Origin of the sequence: Actibacterium mucosum KCTC 23349 (genome assembly GCF_000647975.1) — a bacterium.
GTDB classification, from domain to species: Bacteria; Pseudomonadota; Alphaproteobacteria; order Rhodobacterales; family Rhodobacteraceae; genus Actibacterium; species Actibacterium mucosum.
The window spans coordinates 1-18,581 of the sequence record NZ_JFKE01000003.1 but is presented as its reverse complement, the minus strand read 5'-3'; the positions used below and the strand labels follow the sequence as shown (position 1 = coordinate 18,581).

Annotated in this window: 17 protein-coding genes and 2 pseudogenes; 11 read left to right on the top strand and 8 right to left on the bottom strand. The window is 55.3% G+C overall.

Annotation, left to right across the window (positions count from 1 at the left end; genetic code table 11):
• Positions 1 to 102: 102 nt before the first annotated feature.
• Genes ACMU_RS06575 through iolD form a run of 3 tightly spaced genes read right to left on the bottom strand, consistent with a single transcriptional unit; the run spans position 103 to position 3,673 of the window.
• A complete protein-coding gene (locus ACMU_RS06575; RefSeq protein ID WP_035257700.1) occupies positions 103 to 918 on the bottom strand; it encodes an SDR family oxidoreductase in 816 nt (271 codons plus the stop codon).
• Positions 915 to 1,811 (bottom strand): myo-inosose-2 dehydratase, encoded by an 897-nt coding sequence (gene iolE / locus ACMU_RS06570; RefSeq protein WP_035257697.1) that lies wholly within the window; start codon positions 1,809 to 1,811, stop codon positions 915 to 917. Before iolE ends, ACMU_RS06575 begins: the two co-directional genes overlap by 4 nt.
• A 2-nt stretch (positions 1,812 to 1,813) precedes the next feature.
• A complete protein-coding gene (iolD, locus tag ACMU_RS06565; protein ID WP_035257695.1) occupies positions 1,814 to 3,673 on the bottom strand; it encodes a 3D-(3,5/4)-trihydroxycyclohexane-1,2-dione acylhydrolase (decyclizing) in 1,860 nt (619 codons plus the stop codon).
• Between the two features lie 105 nt (positions 3,674 to 3,778).
• On the opposite strand from iolD, the gene iolG reads away from it, so the two are divergent.
• Genes iolG through ACMU_RS06530 form a run of 7 tightly spaced genes read left to right on the top strand, consistent with a single transcriptional unit; the run spans position 3,779 to position 11,144 of the window.
• Positions 3,779 to 4,786, top strand: coding sequence for an inositol 2-dehydrogenase (gene iolG, locus ACMU_RS06560; RefSeq protein WP_035257692.1), 1,008 nt, complete (start codon positions 3,779 to 3,781; stop codon positions 4,784 to 4,786).
• Positions 4,786 to 6,216 carry an NAD-dependent succinate-semialdehyde dehydrogenase gene (locus ACMU_RS06555; RefSeq protein ID WP_035257691.1) on the top strand — a complete coding sequence of 477 codons (1,431 nt, stop codon included), beginning with the start codon at positions 4,786 to 4,788 and terminating at the stop codon, positions 6,214 to 6,216. Before iolG ends, ACMU_RS06555 begins: the two co-directional genes overlap by 1 nt.
• Before the next feature lie 10 nt (positions 6,217 to 6,226).
• The gene (locus ACMU_RS06550) at positions 6,227 to 7,036 is read left to right on the top strand and encodes an HpcH/HpaI aldolase family protein (RefSeq protein ID WP_035258638.1); all 810 of its coding nucleotides are present in this window, start codon (positions 6,227 to 6,229) and stop codon (positions 7,034 to 7,036) included.
• Positions 7,036 to 8,004 carry a hydroxyacid dehydrogenase gene (locus tag ACMU_RS06545; RefSeq protein ID WP_035257690.1) on the top strand — a complete coding sequence of 323 codons (969 nt, stop codon included), beginning with the start codon at positions 7,036 to 7,038 and terminating at the stop codon, positions 8,002 to 8,004. The genes ACMU_RS06550 and ACMU_RS06545 overlap by 1 nt, the downstream gene beginning before the upstream one ends.
• Positions 8,001 to 9,119 (top strand): Gfo/Idh/MocA family protein, encoded by a 1,119-nt coding sequence (locus ACMU_RS06540; protein ID WP_035257688.1) that lies wholly within the window; start codon positions 8,001 to 8,003, stop codon positions 9,117 to 9,119. Before ACMU_RS06545 ends, ACMU_RS06540 begins: the two co-directional genes overlap by 4 nt.
• 32 nt (positions 9,120 to 9,151) lie before the next feature.
• Entirely contained in the window at positions 9,152 to 10,030 is an 879-nt protein-coding gene (locus ACMU_RS06535; RefSeq protein ID WP_035257686.1) for a MurR/RpiR family transcriptional regulator, read from the top strand.
• A gap of 43 nt (positions 10,031 to 10,073) precedes the next feature.
• The gene (locus ACMU_RS06530) at positions 10,074 to 11,144 is read left to right on the top strand and encodes a LacI family DNA-binding transcriptional regulator (protein ID WP_035257684.1); all 1,071 of its coding nucleotides are present in this window, start codon (positions 10,074 to 10,076) and stop codon (positions 11,142 to 11,144) included.
• 431 nt (positions 11,145 to 11,575) lie between these two features.
• On the opposite strand, the gene ACMU_RS06520 is transcribed toward ACMU_RS06530, so the two are convergent.
• From ACMU_RS06520 to ACMU_RS19240, 3 genes are all read right to left on the bottom strand, one after another.
• A complete protein-coding gene (locus ACMU_RS06520) occupies positions 11,576 to 12,019 on the bottom strand; it encodes a GNAT family N-acetyltransferase (RefSeq protein ID WP_051588080.1) in 444 nt (147 codons plus the stop codon).
• Between the two features lie 73 nt (positions 12,020 to 12,092).
• Positions 12,093 to 12,401 (bottom strand): type II toxin-antitoxin system TacA family antitoxin, encoded by a 309-nt coding sequence (locus ACMU_RS06515; protein ID WP_081805426.1) that lies wholly within the window; start codon positions 12,399 to 12,401, stop codon positions 12,093 to 12,095.
• A gap of 227 nt (positions 12,402 to 12,628) precedes the next feature.
• Positions 12,629 to 13,450: a helix-turn-helix domain-containing protein gene (locus ACMU_RS19240; RefSeq protein ID WP_152544540.1), complete on the bottom strand. Its 822-nt coding sequence runs from the start codon at positions 13,448 to 13,450 to the stop codon at positions 12,629 to 12,631.
• Between the two features lie 284 nt (positions 13,451 to 13,734).
• On the opposite strand from ACMU_RS19240, the pseudogene ACMU_RS19970 reads away from it, so the two are divergent.
• From ACMU_RS19970 to ACMU_RS19860, 4 genes and pseudogenes are all read left to right on the top strand, one after another.
• A pseudogene (locus ACMU_RS19970) lies at positions 13,735 to 13,884 on the top strand (DUF6538 domain-containing protein); the annotation flags it as partial.
• A 99-nt stretch (positions 13,885 to 13,983) separates the two neighbouring features.
• Complete coding sequence (locus ACMU_RS18670; RefSeq protein ID WP_152544539.1) at positions 13,984 to 14,376, top strand: hypothetical protein; 393 nt, start codon at positions 13,984 to 13,986, stop codon at positions 14,374 to 14,376.
• Between the two features lie 62 nt (positions 14,377 to 14,438).
• Positions 14,439 to 15,238, top strand: a pseudogene (locus ACMU_RS18995) (IS5 family transposase).
• 933 nt (positions 15,239 to 16,171) lie between these two features.
• Positions 16,172 to 16,675: an IS5 family transposase gene (locus ACMU_RS19860; protein WP_268870857.1), complete on the top strand. Its 504-nt coding sequence runs from the start codon at positions 16,172 to 16,174 to the stop codon at positions 16,673 to 16,675.
• Positions 16,676 to 16,715: 40 nt separating this feature from the next.
• Here the strand turns inward: ACMU_RS19860 and ACMU_RS18985 are convergent, their stop codons facing one another.
• Together ACMU_RS18985 and ACMU_RS06485 are read right to left on the bottom strand one after the other, a co-directional pair.
• Positions 16,716 to 17,522, bottom strand: a complete 807-nt coding sequence (locus ACMU_RS18985) for an HpcH/HpaI aldolase/citrate lyase family protein (protein ID WP_081805425.1) — start codon at positions 17,520 to 17,522, stop codon at positions 16,716 to 16,718.
• Positions 17,519 to 18,581: fumarate hydratase (locus ACMU_RS06485; RefSeq protein ID WP_035257658.1), on the bottom strand; the 1,063-nt coding region annotated here is incomplete at its 5' end. The genes ACMU_RS06485 and ACMU_RS18985, both read right to left, overlap by 4 nt.

Sequence of the window (18,581 nt, the reverse complement as noted above, 5' to 3'; positions counted from 1 at the left end):
GGCGCACCTTTGAAGTCCGGAAGCCTTTTGATAGGCTCATTTCCTCTTCATTGAGGAATTACGTGAACAACAGGCCATGCCTGTTGCGCTGTGCTTTCGCGATCATGGTGTCAACTTCTCAGCCGGTGACGGGGCCTGTGCATCGTAGCCTCCCCAAACGGATTGATCGAAATGGATGACTGACCCGGTCAACATGCCGCTGTCGTCAGACGCCATCCACAACACGGCCTTCGCCACCTCTTCTGGGTCGAGCAATCGTCCAAACGGCAATAATGCCGCCTGCTTGTCGATAAAGTCGGGGTCGCCGGATTCCGCCTCTTGAATCTTGCGTTCGTGTTCCGAATTCATCCAGCCGATATCAAGCTGGTTGACGTGGATACGGTTGCGCATCAACGCAAATCCCGCATGGCGGGTCAGCGTCGAAAGCGCGCCTTTGGACGTGGCATAGGGCGCAAGAAACGGCTGACCAACTTCACCAGAGGCAGACCCGATATTCACAATCCGCCCCTCGATCCCTTCACGGTCCATAATCAAGGCGGCATCTTGGATCAAAAAGAACGGTGCGCGTGTGTTCACGGCGATCATCTCATCGAACAGGTTCGGCGTTGTGTTCAGAAGGTTGCCGCGATCCGTAAAACCTGCGGCGTTGACCAGAATATCAACGCGCCCAAACAATTGGTCGGTTTGCACCATGATGTTGCGAACATCATCCATGTCAGCTAGATTGGCGGCGACCATATGCACTGCGACGCCTGTGGCGTTTGTGATTTCTTCCGCCTTGGCCCGCCCTTTTGCAGCACCGCGACCGACGATCACGATGCCAGCGGCACCGGCCTCGGCAAATAGCCTTGCCACAGCCGCACCGAGCCCTTGTGTACCGCCAGTGACGACTGCAACCTTGCCGTCAATACGGTTCATTTGGCCACCTCATAGCCTGCGGCGTCCATCACGCGTTTTAGTTCGGCCCGCCCCTTGATCGCCATGTCCAGTGGTGGATTTGCGATGGGATCTTGTTCGGCTTCGATAACAAACCAACCCTCATATTCTTTCGCGGCAAGGGTTTTTACGATCACCTCAAAATCAAGCGATCCGTCGCCCGGCACCGTGAATGCGCCTTTGATAATAGCATCAAGGAAACTTTCTCGGGTCCGGTCCAGCGCGTCGATCACCGGCATCCGCACGTCTTTGGTATGCACGTGACTGATCCGCGCATGGTGGTTTTCGATCACCCGCAGGTTGTCACCTCCGGCAAAGGCCATGTGGCCCGCATCAAACAACAGCGGCACAGAAGAATGTTTCATGAACAGATCAAGCTCGGCCTCTGTTTCCACCGCCGCCGCCATGTGGTGATGATAGCTCAGCGGCATGCCTTCGGCGGCACACCAATCGGCAAAGTCCGATACCTTGCGCCCATAGGCTACCATCTCGGCCTCGGTCAGAATTGGCTTTTGCGCCAAAGGGGTGTTTCGCTCGCCTTGAACTGAACGCGCAGTTTCGCCGTAGACGATACAGGGCGCACCAGCGGCTTTGAAGAAGGCATGTTGTTCGGCGATGCGGTCTTTCTCGACCTCGATATCGCCGTCAAGCAGCAGACCCGAAAACCAGCCACCACAGACCGAGATGCCGTGGCGATCCAGAATGGGTCCAAGCTCGTCCATGTTCATCGGAAAGCGGCGGCCCGTTTCCATACCCGTTAGTCCAGCCTCGGCCGCTTGACGCAAACATTCATCAAGACTGACGTCATCAGACAGTTCCGCCAGATCGTCGTTCCACCACGCAATTGGCGCGATCCCCAGTTGAGCTTTTAGCATTCTCAGACCCCCCGACGTTGTTTGGAGCGGAAAGCTTCCTGCCCCTTGCGGGCTTCGCGGATGCTTTCGCGTTCGTTAATTTCAGGAACGCCCACGTACCAATCGGCCCCGCCGGGGGTCCAAGTATAGGCGTCAGAATTGATGCTGATGACCGTGGTGCGATCCGTGGTCTGGGCCCATTCCATCGCTGCTTCAAGATCGGCTAGGCTGTCACAGTGACGCGACAAGGCGCCCATGGATTCCGCATGTTTGGCAAAGTCTACGTGCAGCGGGTTGTTCTTGTTCAAAACCCGGCTGTCTTTCAACAAATTGTTAAAGCCCGGCACGCCCATGCCCGTTTGCAGGCGATTGATGACACCAAATCCGCCGTTGTCGCAAACGACAACGATCAACTTGTGGCCTGATAGAACCGAAGAATAGATGTCCGAATTCATGAGCATGTAGGAACCGTCACCGACCATAACGATTGGAACGCCATCGCCATCCTTGGCCATGGCATGACCCCAAGCTCCGGCAATTTCATAACCCATGCAGGAAAATCCGAACTCGCAGTCAAAAGTATTGGGCGCTTTCACGCGCCAGTTCTTGACTGTCTCACCCGGAAGGCCACCGGCCGCCGTGACCATCGTGTCTTTTTCCGTCGCGACCCTGTTCACCACGGCAATGACTTGAGCATAGCTTGGAACGGGCGCGTCTGTGGGCGATTGGCCCGCATCCAGCATGGTGTTCCAATTCGCGTAAAGCGTCTGGGCCTCGGTCATCCGTGCGCGATCACAGGTCCAATCGCCCATGGCCACATCAAGGTCTGACAGGCATTCCAACGCGTCACCGACCACTGGCAATGACCGATGTTTGCGCGCGTCAAAACGGGCAGCATTGATGTTGATAAACTGAGTGTCGCGATTGAATGTGGTCCATGAACCGGTGGTGAAGTCCTGTAACCGTGTGCCAACGGCAATCACGACATCCGCGCCTTCGGCCAGTTCCTTGGCCGCATCCGTGCCTTCTATGCCAAGGGGTCCGACATAGGCGGGATGATTGTGTAGCACAGCCCCTTTTCCCGCGATCGTTTCTGCCATCGGGATGCCACGCGCCAATGCGAAATCCGCCAGCGCATCAGCAGCGCCTGAATAGCGCACTCCGCCTCCTGAAATGATCAGCGGCTTCTTTGCGGTTTTCAAAAGAGCTGCCGCAGTTGCAACCTGATCACGATCCGGCCGCGGCCGCGGAATAGTCCAGAGCGTTTCCTCAAAGAATTCAACCGGGTAATCATAGGCGATTTCCTGGATATCCTGTGGCAGACCAATAAACGCCGGGCCGCAATCGGCAGGGTCCAGCATCGTTGCGACTGCCTGTGGCAAAGATGAAATAATCTGCGCCGGATCGGTGATCCGGTCCCAGAAACGTGACACCGCGCGGAAACTGTCGTTGACCGTAGTCGACGGCGCACCAAAATGCTCGACTTGTTGCAGAACCGGATCTGGCAGGCGGTTGTTATACGTGTCACCGGACAAGAGCAGCACTGGCAGACGGTTGGCATGGGCGACGCCCGCTGCGGTCACCATGTTGGTCGCGCCCGGCCCAACTGACGTGGTTGCGACCATAATCTGGCGTCGCAATTTTGCCTTGCCATAGCCGATCGCAGCCAGAGCCATGGATTGCTCATTCTGCCCACGCCATGTCGGCAGTACATCCTGAACCTGCTCTAGCGCTTCAGACAGGCACGTCACGTTACCATGGCCGAAAATGCCAAATACGCCCGCGAATAGAGGAACGCGTTGGCCATCAATTTCTGTGTGTTGGCTAATAAGATAGCGCACCAGCGCCTGACCAACCGTCAACCTGACCGACTTAGCAACCATTGTCTCCCTCCCAAAGGTAAGCTTCTTTTCTGCTTTTGGAATGATTATTGACTTCTGGATTATTTTGCAACAACTATTGCATAATGTTTTGGAGAGGGGGACAACATGCTCAGAATCGCCGTGCTCGGATGTGGCCGGATCGGGCGGATGCATATCGCGAATATCGCTGCGCACCCAAGATCAAAGCTTGCCGTTGTCTATGATACTCACACGCCAACAGCGCAGGCCGTCGCCGAAGAGTTTGCAACCACAGCCGCCCGATCTGCTGATGAGATTTTTGCCGATAGTGGTGTAGATGCAGTACTGATCGCAACTGCAACCGACACGCACGCGGACCTCATTGAGGCCGCGGTTGCAGCAGGCAAGCCCGTGCTTTGCGAAAAACCAATCGATTTGTCACTAGCACGGGTGAACGCCTGCGCAAAGAAAATCGCGGGAACGAATGTACCCATCCAAATCGGTTTCAATCGTCGCTTTGATCCCGGCCACAAGGCGGCGCGCGATGCGGTTGTCGCAGGTGAAATCGGCAAACTGCATCAGGTTATGATTACGTCACGCGACCCAGGTATGCCCGATCGCAATTATATCGAGGCCGCTGGCGGTATATTCCGAGATATGGTTATCCACGACTTTGACCTTGCCCGCTTTATGCTTGGTGAAGAGCCGGTCGAAGTTTTTGCCATAGGCGGGCGTTTGATCGACCCTGATCTGATGGACGAGCTGAACGATCACGATACAACAATGATCATCATGCGCACGGCGTCGGGCCGACAATGCCAGATCAATACATCACGCGCGTCCAACTATGGGTACGACCAACGGATCGAACTGCTGGGCAGTGCCGGGATGATTCAAAGCCAGAATCGAAAACCAAACGCGGTCCGGAAATTTGGAGCGCAAACTGTTGAAAGCGCCACACCTTATCTTGAGTTCTTCATCGAGCGGTATCGCGAGGCCTTTGACGCGGAAATCGACGCCTTCATTGATACCGTAGAAAACAATCAACCCGTTCAGTCAAGCTTCGAAGATGGGCACCGTGCGCTCATCCTGGCCGAAGCCGCGATAAAATCTGTCGCGGAAGGCCGGTTCATCAACATCAAAGAGGTAAACTAATGTATCAGAATTTTGGCCTTTTCATAGCTGGCAAGTGGCAGCATGGCGACCAAACGGTGCCCGTCAGAAGCCCCGCGACCGAGATGCCACTAGGTGAGGTTGCGGCCGCATCCACGTCAGATACGCAACGCGCCATTGAGGCGGCAGCCCTTGCCCTGCCGCAACTGCGCGAGATGGGTGGCTTTGCCCGCGCTGACGCATTGCACCGGATCGCAGATGAAATGAACGCGCGCGCGGATGAAGCGGCGCGCATGATCTCAACCGAGACCGGCAAACCGCTGGCGCAGTCAGGTCGCGAATGGGTGCTCTCGGTTGATCAGTTCCGTTGGTATGCTGAAGAAGCACGCCGGATCTACGGTCGCGTAGTCGAAAGCCGCGTGCCCGGTGGCCGGTTTGAAATTACGAAAGAAGCTGTTGGGATTGTTGGCGCGTTTACGGCGTGGAACTTTCCGGCGTCCCTTCCTGCACGCAAGATCGCTCCCGCTCTTGCTGCGGGCTGCCCGGTTGTTCTGCGCCCTTCCTCGCAGACACCGGGTGTTGCTGTGGTCATGGTCGATTGCATCCGCGCAGGCTGGTTGCCCGATGGTGCGGTGAACCTTGTCGTTGGATCAACCGCCGATACCTATGGCCCCATCATGGCCGACCCCCGCGTGCGCAAGGTGTCACTGACCGGTTCCACCCGCGTGGGCCAGCAGATGATCCGCGATGCAGCCGATACAGTGAAGAAGGTGTCGATGGAACTGGGCGGCAACGCGCCCTGCATCATTTTTGACGACGCCGATCTAGGAGCCGCGCTAGATGTTTGCGTGCCTTCGAAGTTCGGCAACGCCGGCCAGGTTTGCGTGACACCTGACCGCTTTTTTGTGCACGACAGCCTGCATGATGAATTTGTCACTGAATTTACCAAACGTGCCGCTGCCCTGACCTTGGGCGATGGGCTGGAAGACGCGACCGAAATGGGACCTTTAATCAACGCAGGCCGGATGACCGAGGTCGATGCAATCGTGCAAGATGCCATTGCGGCAGGTGCCAAACTGGAAACGGGTGGCAAGCGCGCAGCTGGTTTCAATGCGGGCCACTTCTATGAGCCGACGGTGCTGAGCAATGTCACCGACGACATGCGCGTCTTTGCTGAAGAAAATTTCGGTCCTATTGCCGCGATCAGCCGATTCTCGGACGACGATGAGGCGCTGACACGTGCGAATGCCTCCACCATGGGCCTGTCGGCGTATGCATTCACCCAAAGCCCCGAGCGGGCGCGTCGGGCTGTGGCCACGTTGAAATCAGGTATGGTCGGGATCAACTCCTTTGCGTTGGCCGCGTCCGAAGCCCCTTTTGGCGGCACCAACTATTCCGGCCTTGGCCGCGAAGGCGGCACCGAGGGGATCGAGGATTATCTCGACACCAAGCTGTCCCAGATCGTCTTTTGAGGGGCATATGATGCAAAAGAATAAGCTTAAACAGCTGTGGGCCACAGGCAAACCCGCATTGAATGGCTGGTGTTCCGTCGGCAATCCCTTCACCGCCGAGATCATGGCCGCACAGGGCTATGACAGCGTGACAATCGACATTCAGCATGGCGCGCTTGATTACGGCGACGTCCTGCCGATGTTACAGGCGATGAAGGCGTCGGGTGCGACGCTGATGGCGCGGGTGCCGTGGCGCGATCCGGGCTATATCATGAAGGCGCTGGATGCGGGGGCGATGGGAATCATCTGCCCGATGGTCAACACCCGCGCCGAGGCCGAAGAATTCGTGTCCTACATGCGCTATCCACCCCATGGGCAACGCAGCTTTGGCCCGACACGCGCCGCTGTTGCGATGCCCGGCTACGGCGTGGCAGCGAATGACGAGGTGCTGGCGCTCGCGATGATCGAAACCGCCGACGGTGTGGCCAATCTGGAAGAGATCGCCGCGACGCCAGGGCTCGATGGCATTTATGTCGGACCCGCCGACCTGACGTTGGGGACGCAGGAAGGGCGGCTTCCCCCCGGCTTTGATCGGCAGGAACCCGAGATGATCGCGCTTATCAAACGCATCGCGGATGTCTGCAAGGCCAATGGCATCAAGGCATGCCTGCATTGCGGCACACCCGAATACGCGGCGCAGGCCATTGGCTGGGGCTATGACCTGACCACAGTCGGCGGCGATTCCCGCCTGCTCGCGGGGGCCGCAGGTGCCTCTGTTGCGGCATGGCGCAAGTTGAACAACCGTGACGGCGGGACAGGCGGCGATGGGGGGATGTATTGATGACACATCTTCTTGTTGCCGGGAAATTGCATCCCACGGGCGTTGCCCGGCTGGAGGCGCTGAAATCCGACGGTATCAAAGTCACCTATCTCGAAGAAATTAATGAGCCGAGCGTCGCCAAACACATCGCCACGGCGGATGCGCTGGTGATCCGAACCCAACCGCTGACTGCGGCCACGATCGCCCTTGCCGAGCGCCTGAAAGTCGTGTCGCGTCATGGGGTCGGCTATGATGCAGTTGATGTGGCGGCATTGAACGCGCGTGGCATACCGCTGGCGATTGTCAGCGATGTGAACTCGGTCTCGGTCGCGGAACAGGCGATGATGCAACTGTTGGCGGGTGCGAAACAGGCGATCCGCGCCGACCGCGCCGTGCGCGATCTATCGAAATGGGGATGGCGCAACCAATTGGAACAGCGCGAAATTTCGGGCCGGAACTTGCTGATCATCGGCTATGGCCGTGCAGGGCAAAAACTGGCGCGGATGGCGACCGGCTTTGACATGACGGTTCGAGCCTACGACCCTTATCTGCAATCTCAGGGTTGGCCTGACGGCCCCGTAGACCCGGTTGAAACGCTGTCAGAGGGGCTGGCTTGGGCGGATTGCCTGTCACTGCATGTGCCACGGGGGGAAAAGCCACTACTGGACGCCGCCGCGTTCGACCAGATGAAGCCCGGCATGATCATCGCCAATACGGCGCGTGGCGGAGTGCTGTGTGAAACCGCGCTTGCGGCGGCCCTGTCCGATGGCCGGGTCCACGCCGCAGGGCTAGACGTGTTTGATATCGAACCGCCAACCGGAGACATGGCGCTGGCCAACCACGACAACGCGATCCTGTCGCCGCACATCGCAGGCTTGACGGAAGAAGCCAGCGAGCGCATGGCCCTCTCTTGTGTTGATAACGCAATGGACGCTTTGAACGGCACCCTTGATCCCACCTTGATCGTTAACAAAGATGCATTGAAATGACTGAAAAACCAAAACTCTCTATCGGGCTGATCGGCTCTGGATTTATGGGTAAGGCCCATGTTTTTGGCTTTGCCACGGCAGAAAAGGTTTTTGACCTGCCAATGCAGATTGATCTGCACACGGTAGCCGATATCAATGATGAAGCTGCCACCCGCGCTGCGCACGAATTTGGGTTTCGCCATGCGACATCGGACTGGCGTACGATGTTAGCCAATCCCGAGATTGACGTGATCGACATCACAGCCCCCAATGCATTGCATAAAGAGATGGCGCTTGAAGCGATTGCCGCTGGCAAACATGTCTATTGCGAAAAGCCGCTTGCCCCGCTTGCCAAAGACGCTGCTGAAATGGCGGATGCAGCAGAGGCCGCAGGGATCAAGACGCAGGTCGGTTTCAACTATATTTGCAACCCGATGCTCACCCTCGCGCGCGAGATGATTGCAGGCGGGGAGCTTGGCGACATCCGTGGCTATCGCGGGTTACATGCCGAAGATTACATGGCAAATGCCGATGATCCATACACCTTCCGGCATGATCCGGCCGGCGGCGGCGCGCTGGCCGATCTGGGCAGTCATTCGCTGGCGACTGCTGAGTATCTACTTGGCCCAATTGCACGCGTCATGGGCGATTGCGTGACTACGATTTCCGAGCGACCTGATGGCAAAGGTGGACGTCGAGCTATCGAGGTTGACGACATCGGACGCGCATTCCTACGTTTCGAAAACGGGGCCAGCGGATCAATTGAAGGCAACTGGATCGCCACTGGACGCAAGATGCAGCACGACTTTGAGGTCTATGGATCAAAAGGCGCGCTGTGCTTCAGTCAGGAAAGGTTCAACGAACTGCACTTTTATGCGGCAGACGATGCGCACGGCCGCCGCGGTTTCCGCCGGATCGAAGCCGCGCCGGATCATGCGCCCTACGGCAATTTCTGTGTGGCTCCGGGCCATCAACTTGGCTTTAACGACCTGAAAGCCATCGAAGTCGCTGGATATGTTCGCGCGATTGCCGGACAAGGGCCAGAGCCGTTCTCATTCCGAAAGGGGCTGCGGATTCAACACCTCGTTGAAAGCATTCAAAGGTCTTCGGTTTCTTCAAGCTGGATCAACGTTTGATCGCCGAAACATGACAATCGGGACTATCCAAAATGACCCAAGCGCCGCCACCTGAGGATTATGAAAGCCTGATCCGTCTGATCCATGATCGTCATGACAGCATGAGCAAGACATATCAGCAGATTGCGGTATATCTCACGCAAAACCCCAATGACGTGGCGGTCCGTTCGGTCAATGCAATCGCCCAAAGTTGTGACATTCATGCATCCAGCTTTGTGCGGTTTGCGCAATCGCTTGGGTATGATGGTTTCAAAAGTCTGCAAGTGTTGTTTCAGCAGCGCCTCGCAACAGCAGCCCCAGGGTTTGAGGCGCGGGTCCATGCGCTCAAGCAAGAACTGAAGTCACGCGATGACCTCTCCGAGGCTGAGTTGTTACGGGATATGGTCGTCAGCGATGCCGCCTCTGTGCAAAGCCTGCTTGATGAGATCGACGCCAATGATCTGGCCCAAGCCGCCGAGATTTTGAGCGATGCGGAAACGGTGTTTCTATTAGGTCAATTGCGATCTGCGCCAGTGGTCGAATTGATCCGCTACCTTTTAACGATGGTAGGGAAAAAATGTATAATGCTTGATCCTAGCGGCGGACTTGCCACCCATGTGTCGCGTACGATGGGCACCAAAGATGTGCTGCTGGCGGTCTCGTTTCGGTTCTATGCAAACGAAGTTGTTTCGATTGTCGAAGAGGTCGCAGCGCAGGGGCGGACAATCATCGCGTTAACGGATAGCTCACTGTCCCCATTGGCCAAATCCGCGCAAGTCCTTTTCGCAGCGCACGAGCATGCCGGGCCTTTGTCACGGTCCGTGACCGCACCAATTTGCCTGGCGCAGACCATCGCTCTGGCTGTTGCGTCCCGTATCCAGAACAACCCAAACGTCCCCGAGATTCCTTCAGTAACGTGTCCAAGACAGTGAGACACTCCATCACGAACCCAGTCGTTCCTAGCCAGCCAATCAATTGACGCACCGTTTCCCAATTAGAGAGATTGCCCTTCAAGCTGGGTTAGGATTGGCCACGGTCGATCGGGTCCTAAACAATCGTAATCATGTGAGCCCTCAGACAAAATTACGAGTGAGGGCAGCGATTGAGGAGCTTGCTGCACGAGAAGCAAAAACCGCCGCTCGTGGCAGACGCTTGTTCTTTGATTTCATCGTGATGGGACCGGATTACTTCAACCACGAGATCAAGACAGCAGCAGAATCAGTCCAACACCAAATCGACGCGGCAGTGTGTCGGCCCCGCTTTGTACAACATGGCATTTTGGACGAGGAGGGGATTGTACACGCCCTGATGCGCATATTGAAGCGGGGCAGCAATGGTGTGTGCCTAACTGCGAGGGACACTCCGAAGATCAGAAAAACTGTGAACACGCTTTCTGCCGCCAAAATTCCTGTGGTGACACTTTTGACGGATATTTCTGGCAGTGATCGGATTTCCTACGTGGGTCTAGACAACATCGGCGCGGGTCGTACTGCCGCTTACCTAGTCTCCAAGTTCGTTGGGGACGATTCAGGGACTGTGTTGGTTATCCGGAATCTTGAGCGGGTTCTGGGTGAAGAGGAACGCGAGACGGCATTTGTTGAGGCATTGGCAGATCGATGCCCCCAACTTCGAATACTCCAAGTGCCCAACATTTGCGGATCGAGCTCTGAAACATCCAAAACCCTATCGAATGTTCTGGCAACAGTCCCCAATCTGTGCGCCCTGTATTCGTTAGGTGTTGGCAATCGATCGATCCTCGACATACTAGAACACAACGGGCTTAGGCCAAGGTTATTTATGGCTCATGATCTCAATCAAGAAAATCATAATTTGCTTTTTGATCAGAGGCTGGACTTCATTCTGCACCACGATTTGCGATCAGATGTGAGAAACGTATTTGACGCCTTTCTTGCATATCATCAGCTCTCAACCGGACCAGTAAGTGATTTAGTTTCGTCTGTTCAGGTACTGACCCAAGAAAATATTCCCTCGCAAGTATCATCGCGCAAAGTTCGCAAGGCTATTTCAGACGGCATAAAACTGTGAATGGAAATAATTTTCCCTTCCTTGCTGGGCTTGTCACAACGTTACGAAATTGAACCCTTGTTTTCGGATCCTATGACGGAGATCAATGGCCGCTTCGGCGATCTGAGCCGCAACGCAGCGACAGACATGCTGCAGATACGAGGGCTTTCTGCGGCAGCAATAGCCGCAAATGCACAAGTCCGGTTTGTCCTACAGAGCAGTCATCTATCGCGGGTGCCCGAATGACTGATTTCTCCGCATGCGCACCCTTCGTGGAAATCGCGGACATGTTGCGGATTGCCGCAGGACGAATTTCTGATCCTCCCTACAAACCTTCTGACCACTCCAACATTTGCAGTTAGCTCCCAGGGTACGTCTTCGGCTTTGAGTTGCTTAGGTGGAAACACCCGAAATTGGGTCCGGATGTTTGTTTCCGATCCACGTATATTCGATCAAATGGGGTTCTCGAGCACTGCTTTAATCGGCAAAAACAGCCGCTTCGGGTCTTCCGATGGATTCAACGGGCGAAATCCCAGCTTTGTATAAAACGCCATACGTTGTTCAAAGCGTTCGTCTTCAAACACATCCAGTATCACTGCCGCCGCGCCGATGATTTCTGACACCTCCAGCGCTTTTGCCAAAGCATCGGCCATGAGCGCCCCGCCTAGCCCTTGTCCCTGCACGGTCAAGTCTGTCGCCAGCGCCGCCAGGTAGATAGCCGGGATCGGATGGCGCTCTCGACGTCTGGAAAGGGCCGGAGATGCCTCCGCCTCCACCGAATGGGCTGACAGGCCATAAAAGCCAGCCACGCGCCTCTCGGCGTCCACAGCGCACCAGACCCGCAGGCGGTTGGCTTTGATTTGATCGGTAATGCTTTCCTTGAACCAGCGATCCATTCCGGCCACGCCACAAGAAAAAGCCCCGCGATCATGCGAGGCCTTGTCGAACCGCTCAACTCGAAATTTAGGGTTAGTCATCTGCGATCAGCTCACGTCGTTTAGCGAACAGATCGGCCAGTGCGGCATTTGGCTGGGTGGGTTGGTCAATCGCGTCAGCAAAGGCATCGAATGCCTTAGTGGGCAAAACACTCCTGTGCTGGGCAGCTTCGATGTCCTGCGCGGCACGATAAGCGACCGATGTGATAAAGGTGCTGGCATCCATCCCAACAGCCAGTGAGGCGCGTTCAATTGCATCCAAAACGGATGGCTTGAGGCGCAAATCCTTTCGATGTGACTTCGGCTCACGTAGGGCCGATGTGGTGTCTTGAACCTGAATCATGGTGATCTCCTTACTGCGTCAAGGTAACGTACAATGTACGTACAAGTCAAGGTTGGTGCGCGCGGAGAGTTAAGGGGGGCTTTACAGTAACTGAAGGCGGTGATTTTCGCGCATTTTGGGGTGAAAATCCATGTGAAGTAATCATCCCTATTTCTTGCCATCTTCCTCCGCCATTTTTTCCCTTATTTTTATGGCTCTGCGGGATGAGACGAAATTGCCTCCTATCTTCACCCATTTTGCACCCTGGCAGTGCAGACTGAAATCGGTACAAACGCTGTTCCTGAGACCGTATCGAGAGCAGCATTTTCCCTCCGATCGTGCGCAGAACGGACTAGCCTTTCCAAAGCATTCTTCTGCACCTCCCATGTTGCGCTCCCCAGTGGCGCGGGTGTTCGGGCAGGCAACCAAAAGCCCAAGTGCTGGCCGTGGCGCACGGACGGCAAAAGACGTTCCAGAGGAGGCATGCCTTCGCGGGAAAGCCTGTCATCCCAATCTCGAACGAAACAGATACCCCTTGGAACGAATGTCAGTTGGTGTCGATCGTGGGGAACGCCGGATTGCCCTTCATCAGGCAAATCCGGCGCGGACCCGAGCCCATGTTCTTTTCTAAGTTCTTGTTTTCTATTCGGGGGGCGATCCTGTCCCCCTTTGCTGGACAAACCTGTCCGGCTTTGCGGACAAGAATGCCCCCCTTTGGCGCGTGACAACGGGACAATCTTGTCCCCCTCACGACGACGAATTGTAGCGCGTTTAAGAGCGGTCTCTGCCGGGCGATAGCGAGATGATTTACCCTTATTCGTGCCGCGCTCAATGGTCATGTAGCCAGCCGCTTCAACTTTGTTTAGCGCACGCTTTATCGATTTAGCGTGTTTGCCGATGGCTGCACCAATGGTTTCGAAGGAAGGGTGACTTTCGCCTGTTTCATGATCTGCATGGGCCAAAGTAAGATAGAGAGCCACACGCAACGCGTTGTCATCAAGGTCATGATCCGTGACCATTTCCAGCAGATACTGGAGTTTGATTTTGCAGAAGGGCAAGGTCTCAGACATAGCTTCCTCCTACGAATTTTCCAGCATCCGTCAGACCACGGTTAAGGTTTGACAAAATTGGAATAAGTGCTTGATTTTCCGTCATGGGTTTGACGCGAAAGTCACCGATAAAGGTTTGATTTCCATACAAAAGCTTCGGTTTGAAAATCCTCGTGTCGGTGGTTCGATTCCGCCCCCGGGCACCACCTCATGTTCCAACCCTTTGTTCTTTCTCAGTTTCTTTGGGAAACTGCGCGGGCGCAGGACATGGCGTATGACAATTCGGTGCCTTTCTCGTTCACCAAAACGGCATCTTCTACTTCGAGAGACGCGTTCCAGCGGTCCTCTTGAAGCCCTACGACACACGGAAATCCTCATACTCGTTGCGAACTCGGTCGGTCACGGTCGACGCGACTCGGGCAAGACGGGCGGCGGACCAGCTTGACGAGTATTGGCATCACTTGCGGTCCAAGGATGCGGAGTTGTCGGGAAAGTATCGGGTGAGGATGGTGGCTTCCACTGCAGCCATTCCAGGAATGCCGTTGAGCGTCTCTATGACGCTCTCTGAAGCCGTGTCCGTTTACCTGAAGCAGAAGGGGCATGGTCGTCCTGTCACCTTTCACCGGGCTGCTGGACGGTCCTGCGGCTTTGTCATCGTCGTCGCCGGAGGCAAGGGTCTTCGGGCCTATTTCAAGAAGGATGCCAACACCTTTCTGGATGTGCTGATCAAGCGTGGCCTGTCCGGAAGCAGCATGACCCGCATCATCGGAACCGTTCGGTCAGCCACCAACTTCGCTGCAAGTGGGATGGGTGTTTCCTTCACCTACCCTTTAAGCGGCGTCTACTTCGATAGGCAATCAGGGGTGCAAGAGCGCGAAACTCTGCCTGTTCAAGTCATCGGCAAGTTGCAAGCGGAGTGCTTGCGTGTAGATGACGAATTACCTTAGGGTCAGGACCCATTGATTTCCGTCCAGCGGCGTGATTCACGGCTCAAAAACGAGCGGTGAACATGTCTGCTCTTTTCTGGCTGACAGATGCCCAGATGGCGCGTCGTGAACCTTTCTTTCCTAATTCCCAACGTAAGCCTCGCGTTGACGATCGGCGCGTTCTGAGCGGGATAATACTTGTCACTCGCAATGGCTTACGCTGGCGCGGTGCCCCTTCGGCCTATGGCCCACACAGTTGAAGGGGACCGTGGCCCCGGTAGGGCCGAGTAAGCCCCGGAAACGCTTTATAGCCGGGGGAAGCGTTGGAGTGAGGAAGCGATCTTGCTCGGATGATGGCCTGCTTGGTAGCCGAACATGGCGAGGAAAAGACAGTAATTATCAATACGAACTGTCTGAAAGCACATCGTACCGCGACCAGCTTGGCCGCAAAAAGAGGGGGCGTGGCCGCCTGATTGGGCGAACTAAGTTCGGCATGAATACCAAACTTCATGCTATCTGTGACCGCCAAGGGCGACCGATCAGCCTTTTTGTCACCGCTGGCCAAGTCATTGACAACGTCGGTGCGCGAGCGCTACTGAGCAGTGTGCCAAATGTCGACTGGCTCCGCGAGAACCGCGGCTATGACGCCGATTGGTTCCGGGAAGCGTTGAAAGACAATGGGATACGCTCCTGCATCCCTGGCCGTAAGCAACGCAAGACAGTCATCCAATACGACAAGCGCCGCTACAAACGCCGCAACCGGATCGAGATCATGTTTGGCAGGCCAAAAGATTGGCGACGTGTCGCAACACGATACGACAGATGCCCGAAGGTTTTCCTGTCAGCCATCGCACTCGCAGCAACCGTCATTCATTGGCTATGAATCCTGACCCTACGCAGGGCTTGGTCAAGTTGATATATTTGAAAAATTATTGTGCCCAGAAAGCTTAAACGGGACAACCTGCGAAGGTTGAGTGTGAGAAACATGAAGGTGTTTTATATAACTTTATTCGCGATCACTGTGTCAGTTGGTTGCGTCGCATACGTATCGCGCAATTATATCAGTGATACGCTCATTTCTTCCTCCGTACCTCATGAACCAGGCGCGGCACATCTTGGGTGCGACTTCAGCTTAGAGCCCGAACATGTTTCGGCTTGTTTGCAGCAATACTATGGAGAAATACTTCTGCGCGATTTCGAAGCGGTCGCAAGCAGGTATGGAGAATTGAGTATTTTCGAAAAACGATACTCAAAGTCGTTAAATGATTTCATTTCACAGCGATGCGATGGGCAGGGGTATTATCTAGAGATTCTCTCTGGTAAAGGAATTGTTGTGGCAAAGACAACGGGCGTCGTTTGCTTGGATAGCTTTGAGAGGATTTCCGGTTTCTTTGGTTGGAGGCGTTATTTTGTTGGACCTTAGGGTCAGGACCCATTGATTTCCGGTTGGCAGTATGATTCACGGCTCGAAAAACGAGCGGTAAACATGTCTGATCTTTTCTGGCTAACGGATGCCCAGTTGGCGCACCGTGAGCTCTTTATCCAAAGTTACACTGCAAACCACGGGTCGATGATCGATGTGTGTTGAGTGGACATATCTTCATCAATCGCAATGGCTTGCGATGGCGTGACGCACCCGCAGCTTATGGCCCTCACAGTTGAAGGGGACCGTGGCCCCGGTGGAGCCGCGTAAGCACCAGAAACGCTCTACAACCGTTGGAAGCGGTGGAGCGACAAGGGCATCTTTGCCCAGATGATGGTGGGTCTGGCGGCTGGACACGGCGAAGAGAAGACCGTGATGATCCCCTCTCATTAATTGCTTTGCAATCAACTGCCGGGCAGTGGACGCCACTTACCTGAAAGCTCACCGCACCGCGACCAGCATGGGCGTGAAAAAGGGGGGCGTGGCCGTCTGATTGGCCGAACCAAAGGCGGCATGAACACCAAGTTGCACGCCATCTGCGACAGCCAGGGGCGCCCCCTCAACCTGTTCGCCACAGCCGGACAAGTCAGTGACTACATCGGCGCACGGGTTTTGCTGAGCAGTCTGCCGGATGTCGACTGGCTGCTCGGGGATCGCGGCCATGACGCCGATTGGTTCCGGGAAGCGTTGAAAGACAAAGGGATACGACCACGCATCCCCAGCCGAAAGCAACGCAAGAAACCGGTGAAAAACGACAAGCGCCGCCACAAACGCCGCAACCGGATCGAGATCATGTTTGGCAGGCCGAAAGATTGGCGACGTGTCGCAACACGATACGACAGATGCCCGAAGGTTTTCCTGTCAGCCATCGCACCCGCCGCTTTCGTCGTCTATTAGCTATGAAGCCTGACCCTGGATATTTTGTTCGGTTCCTGCCTCATAGCGTGTGAGCGCGCTGCAAAATCCGCTTCGCTTTCTTGACAACCGGGGCATCGATAATGCGCCCATCCAAGAGCACGGCAGCGCCTTTGCTTTTGCGATCTGCAGCACAAATCAATTCTGCCCAAACGATATCGGCTTCGGATGGATGAAGTGCATCATCAATTATTCGAACCTGCTTGGGATGGATGGCGAGTTTTCCAGAAAACCCAAGCTGCGCGGCATATTTTGTGTCAGACCGGATGATATCCTCGTTGTCGACGGAGACAGTGATGCCATCAAGCGGTGGAGGCAGATCAAATGCCCGTGAATGGTTCACCAGTGAAAGTCGCGCCAGCAAAAGGGCATCTCTTGTTTCGACACATCCGATGTCCAGGGCATAGTCAATGGAACCAAAAGCCAGTTGTCGCAAGTTAGGTGAGCAACAAATCGAAGGGAGGGACGCAACACCACGTGCCGTCTCGATCAGACCTATGACTGGAATGTCCTCTCCGACCTTCGAAACGTCTTCTGGAGATTGCGTTTTCGGGAGCATGATCCCATCAACCTGTACGTCGCGCACAAGCGCCAAATCCTCATCGAACCAGGGCGTATCCACAGCATTCACACGAACAATAACAGGGACAGTATGGCCCGCGAGTTCGGTTCGAATGGCCAATCTGGCAGAGGATTTTTCTGCACCAGGTACGGCATCCTCGAGGTCTACAATTATGGCGTCCGCACCGCTCCGGGCCGCTTTGGCTATAAGGTCGGGGCGTGTTGCGGGTACAAATAATGGAACCACCGGTGGATAGTACTTTCTCACGGATTGCCCCCAGTCTTTGCGCTGGTTCGCCACATTCGCTTGCCCTTTTCGTGTATTGAGTTCCCGTTGCAATCGATCGCCATCATCACAGGCATATCTTTGATTTCGAACCTATGGATGGCCTCCATCCCCAGATCTTCAAACGCAACAATTTCGGCTTTCTTTATCGATTTGGAGATCAGGTAGGCGGCGCCGCCAACGGCGATGAAATAAGGGGCCGTATAGCGTGCGATGAGCTCTGCAACTGCTGCGCTACGCTCGGCCTTTCCGATCATTCCCAGAATACCAACGTCTTTCAGCATGAGCTTGGTAAATCTATCCATCCGAGCCGAGGTGGTCGGCCCAGCCGGGCCAACGACCTCACCATCGACCGCTTTGACGGGCCCGACATAGTATAAGAACTTGCCCTTTAGGTTCACCGGTAACGCGCGACCGGCTTCAAGGTATTCGGCGATGCGTCTATGTGCGGCATCCCGTGCTGAATAGATGGTGCCCGAAAGCAAAACCTGTTCACCCACGGGAATTTCAAGCAAGTCTTCTCTGGTTGCAGTATCGATATTTAGTTGCCGACTACCCAGCCCAAGGCCGCCGTCAACTTGTGGCCATTCTGTTAAATCAGGCTGAGGAAGTACCGCCGCACCGCGACCATCCAGCGAAAAGCTGATATGCCGGTTTGCCGCGCATTGAGGGATCACGGCAACGGGCTTAGAGGCGGCGTGACAGGGATAGGATGATAGTTTTACATCGACGACGGTTGTAAGACCGCCGAGCCCCTGCGCTCCAACGCCAAGGGCGTTCAGTCTTTCGTAGAGCTCAACGCGAAGCTCTTCTGTTCTGTTTTGGGGGCCTGCAAGCAACAACTCGGACATGTTGATTGGCTCATTCAACGCCTCTTTGGCGATGAGCATGGCCTTTTCAGCCGTACCGCCAACACCAATCGACACGATGCCAGGAGGGCACCAACCGCTCCCCATTCGGTCAACTTCATCAACAACCCAGTCGACCAGGTTCTCAGCAGGATTCAGGTTGGTGTATCTTGCTTTGTTTTCTGATCCGCAG

What these genes read in the sequence shown, in the direction of transcription:
- ACMU_RS06575 (WP_035257700.1), bottom strand. Translation starts at nt 918, where the DNA reads ATGAACCGTATTGACGGCAAGGTTGCAGTCGTCACTGGCGGTACACAA.
- iolE (WP_035257697.1), bottom strand. Translation starts at nt 1,811, where the DNA reads ATGCTAAAAGCTCAACTGGGGATCGCGCCAATTGCGTGGTGGAACGAC.
- iolD (WP_035257695.1), bottom strand. Translation starts at nt 3,673, where the DNA reads ATGGTTGCTAAGTCGGTCAGGTTGACGGTTGGTCAGGCGCTGGTGCGC.
- iolG (WP_035257692.1), top strand. Translation starts at nt 3,779, where the DNA reads ATGCTCAGAATCGCCGTGCTCGGATGTGGCCGGATCGGGCGGATGCAT.
- ACMU_RS06555 (WP_035257691.1), top strand. Translation starts at nt 4,786, where the DNA reads ATGTATCAGAATTTTGGCCTTTTCATAGCTGGCAAGTGGCAGCATGGC.
- ACMU_RS06550 (WP_035258638.1), top strand. Translation starts at nt 6,227, where the DNA reads ATGCAAAAGAATAAGCTTAAACAGCTGTGGGCCACAGGCAAACCCGCA.
- ACMU_RS06545 (WP_035257690.1), top strand. Translation starts at nt 7,036, where the DNA reads ATGACACATCTTCTTGTTGCCGGGAAATTGCATCCCACGGGCGTTGCC.
- ACMU_RS06540 (WP_035257688.1), top strand. Translation starts at nt 8,001, where the DNA reads ATGACTGAAAAACCAAAACTCTCTATCGGGCTGATCGGCTCTGGATTT.
- ACMU_RS06535 (WP_035257686.1), top strand. Translation starts at nt 9,152, where the DNA reads ATGACCCAAGCGCCGCCACCTGAGGATTATGAAAGCCTGATCCGTCTG.
- ACMU_RS06520 (WP_051588080.1), bottom strand. Translation starts at nt 12,019, where the DNA reads ATGGATCGCTGGTTCAAGGAAAGCATTACCGATCAAATCAAAGCCAAC.
- ACMU_RS06515 (WP_081805426.1), bottom strand. Translation starts at nt 12,401, where the DNA reads ATGATTCAGGTTCAAGACACCACATCGGCCCTACGTGAGCCGAAGTCA.
- ACMU_RS19240 (WP_152544540.1), bottom strand. Translation starts at nt 13,450, where the DNA reads ATGTCTGAGACCTTGCCCTTCTGCAAAATCAAACTCCAGTATCTGCTG.
- ACMU_RS18670 (WP_152544539.1), top strand. Translation starts at nt 13,984, where the DNA reads ATGACGCTCTCTGAAGCCGTGTCCGTTTACCTGAAGCAGAAGGGGCAT.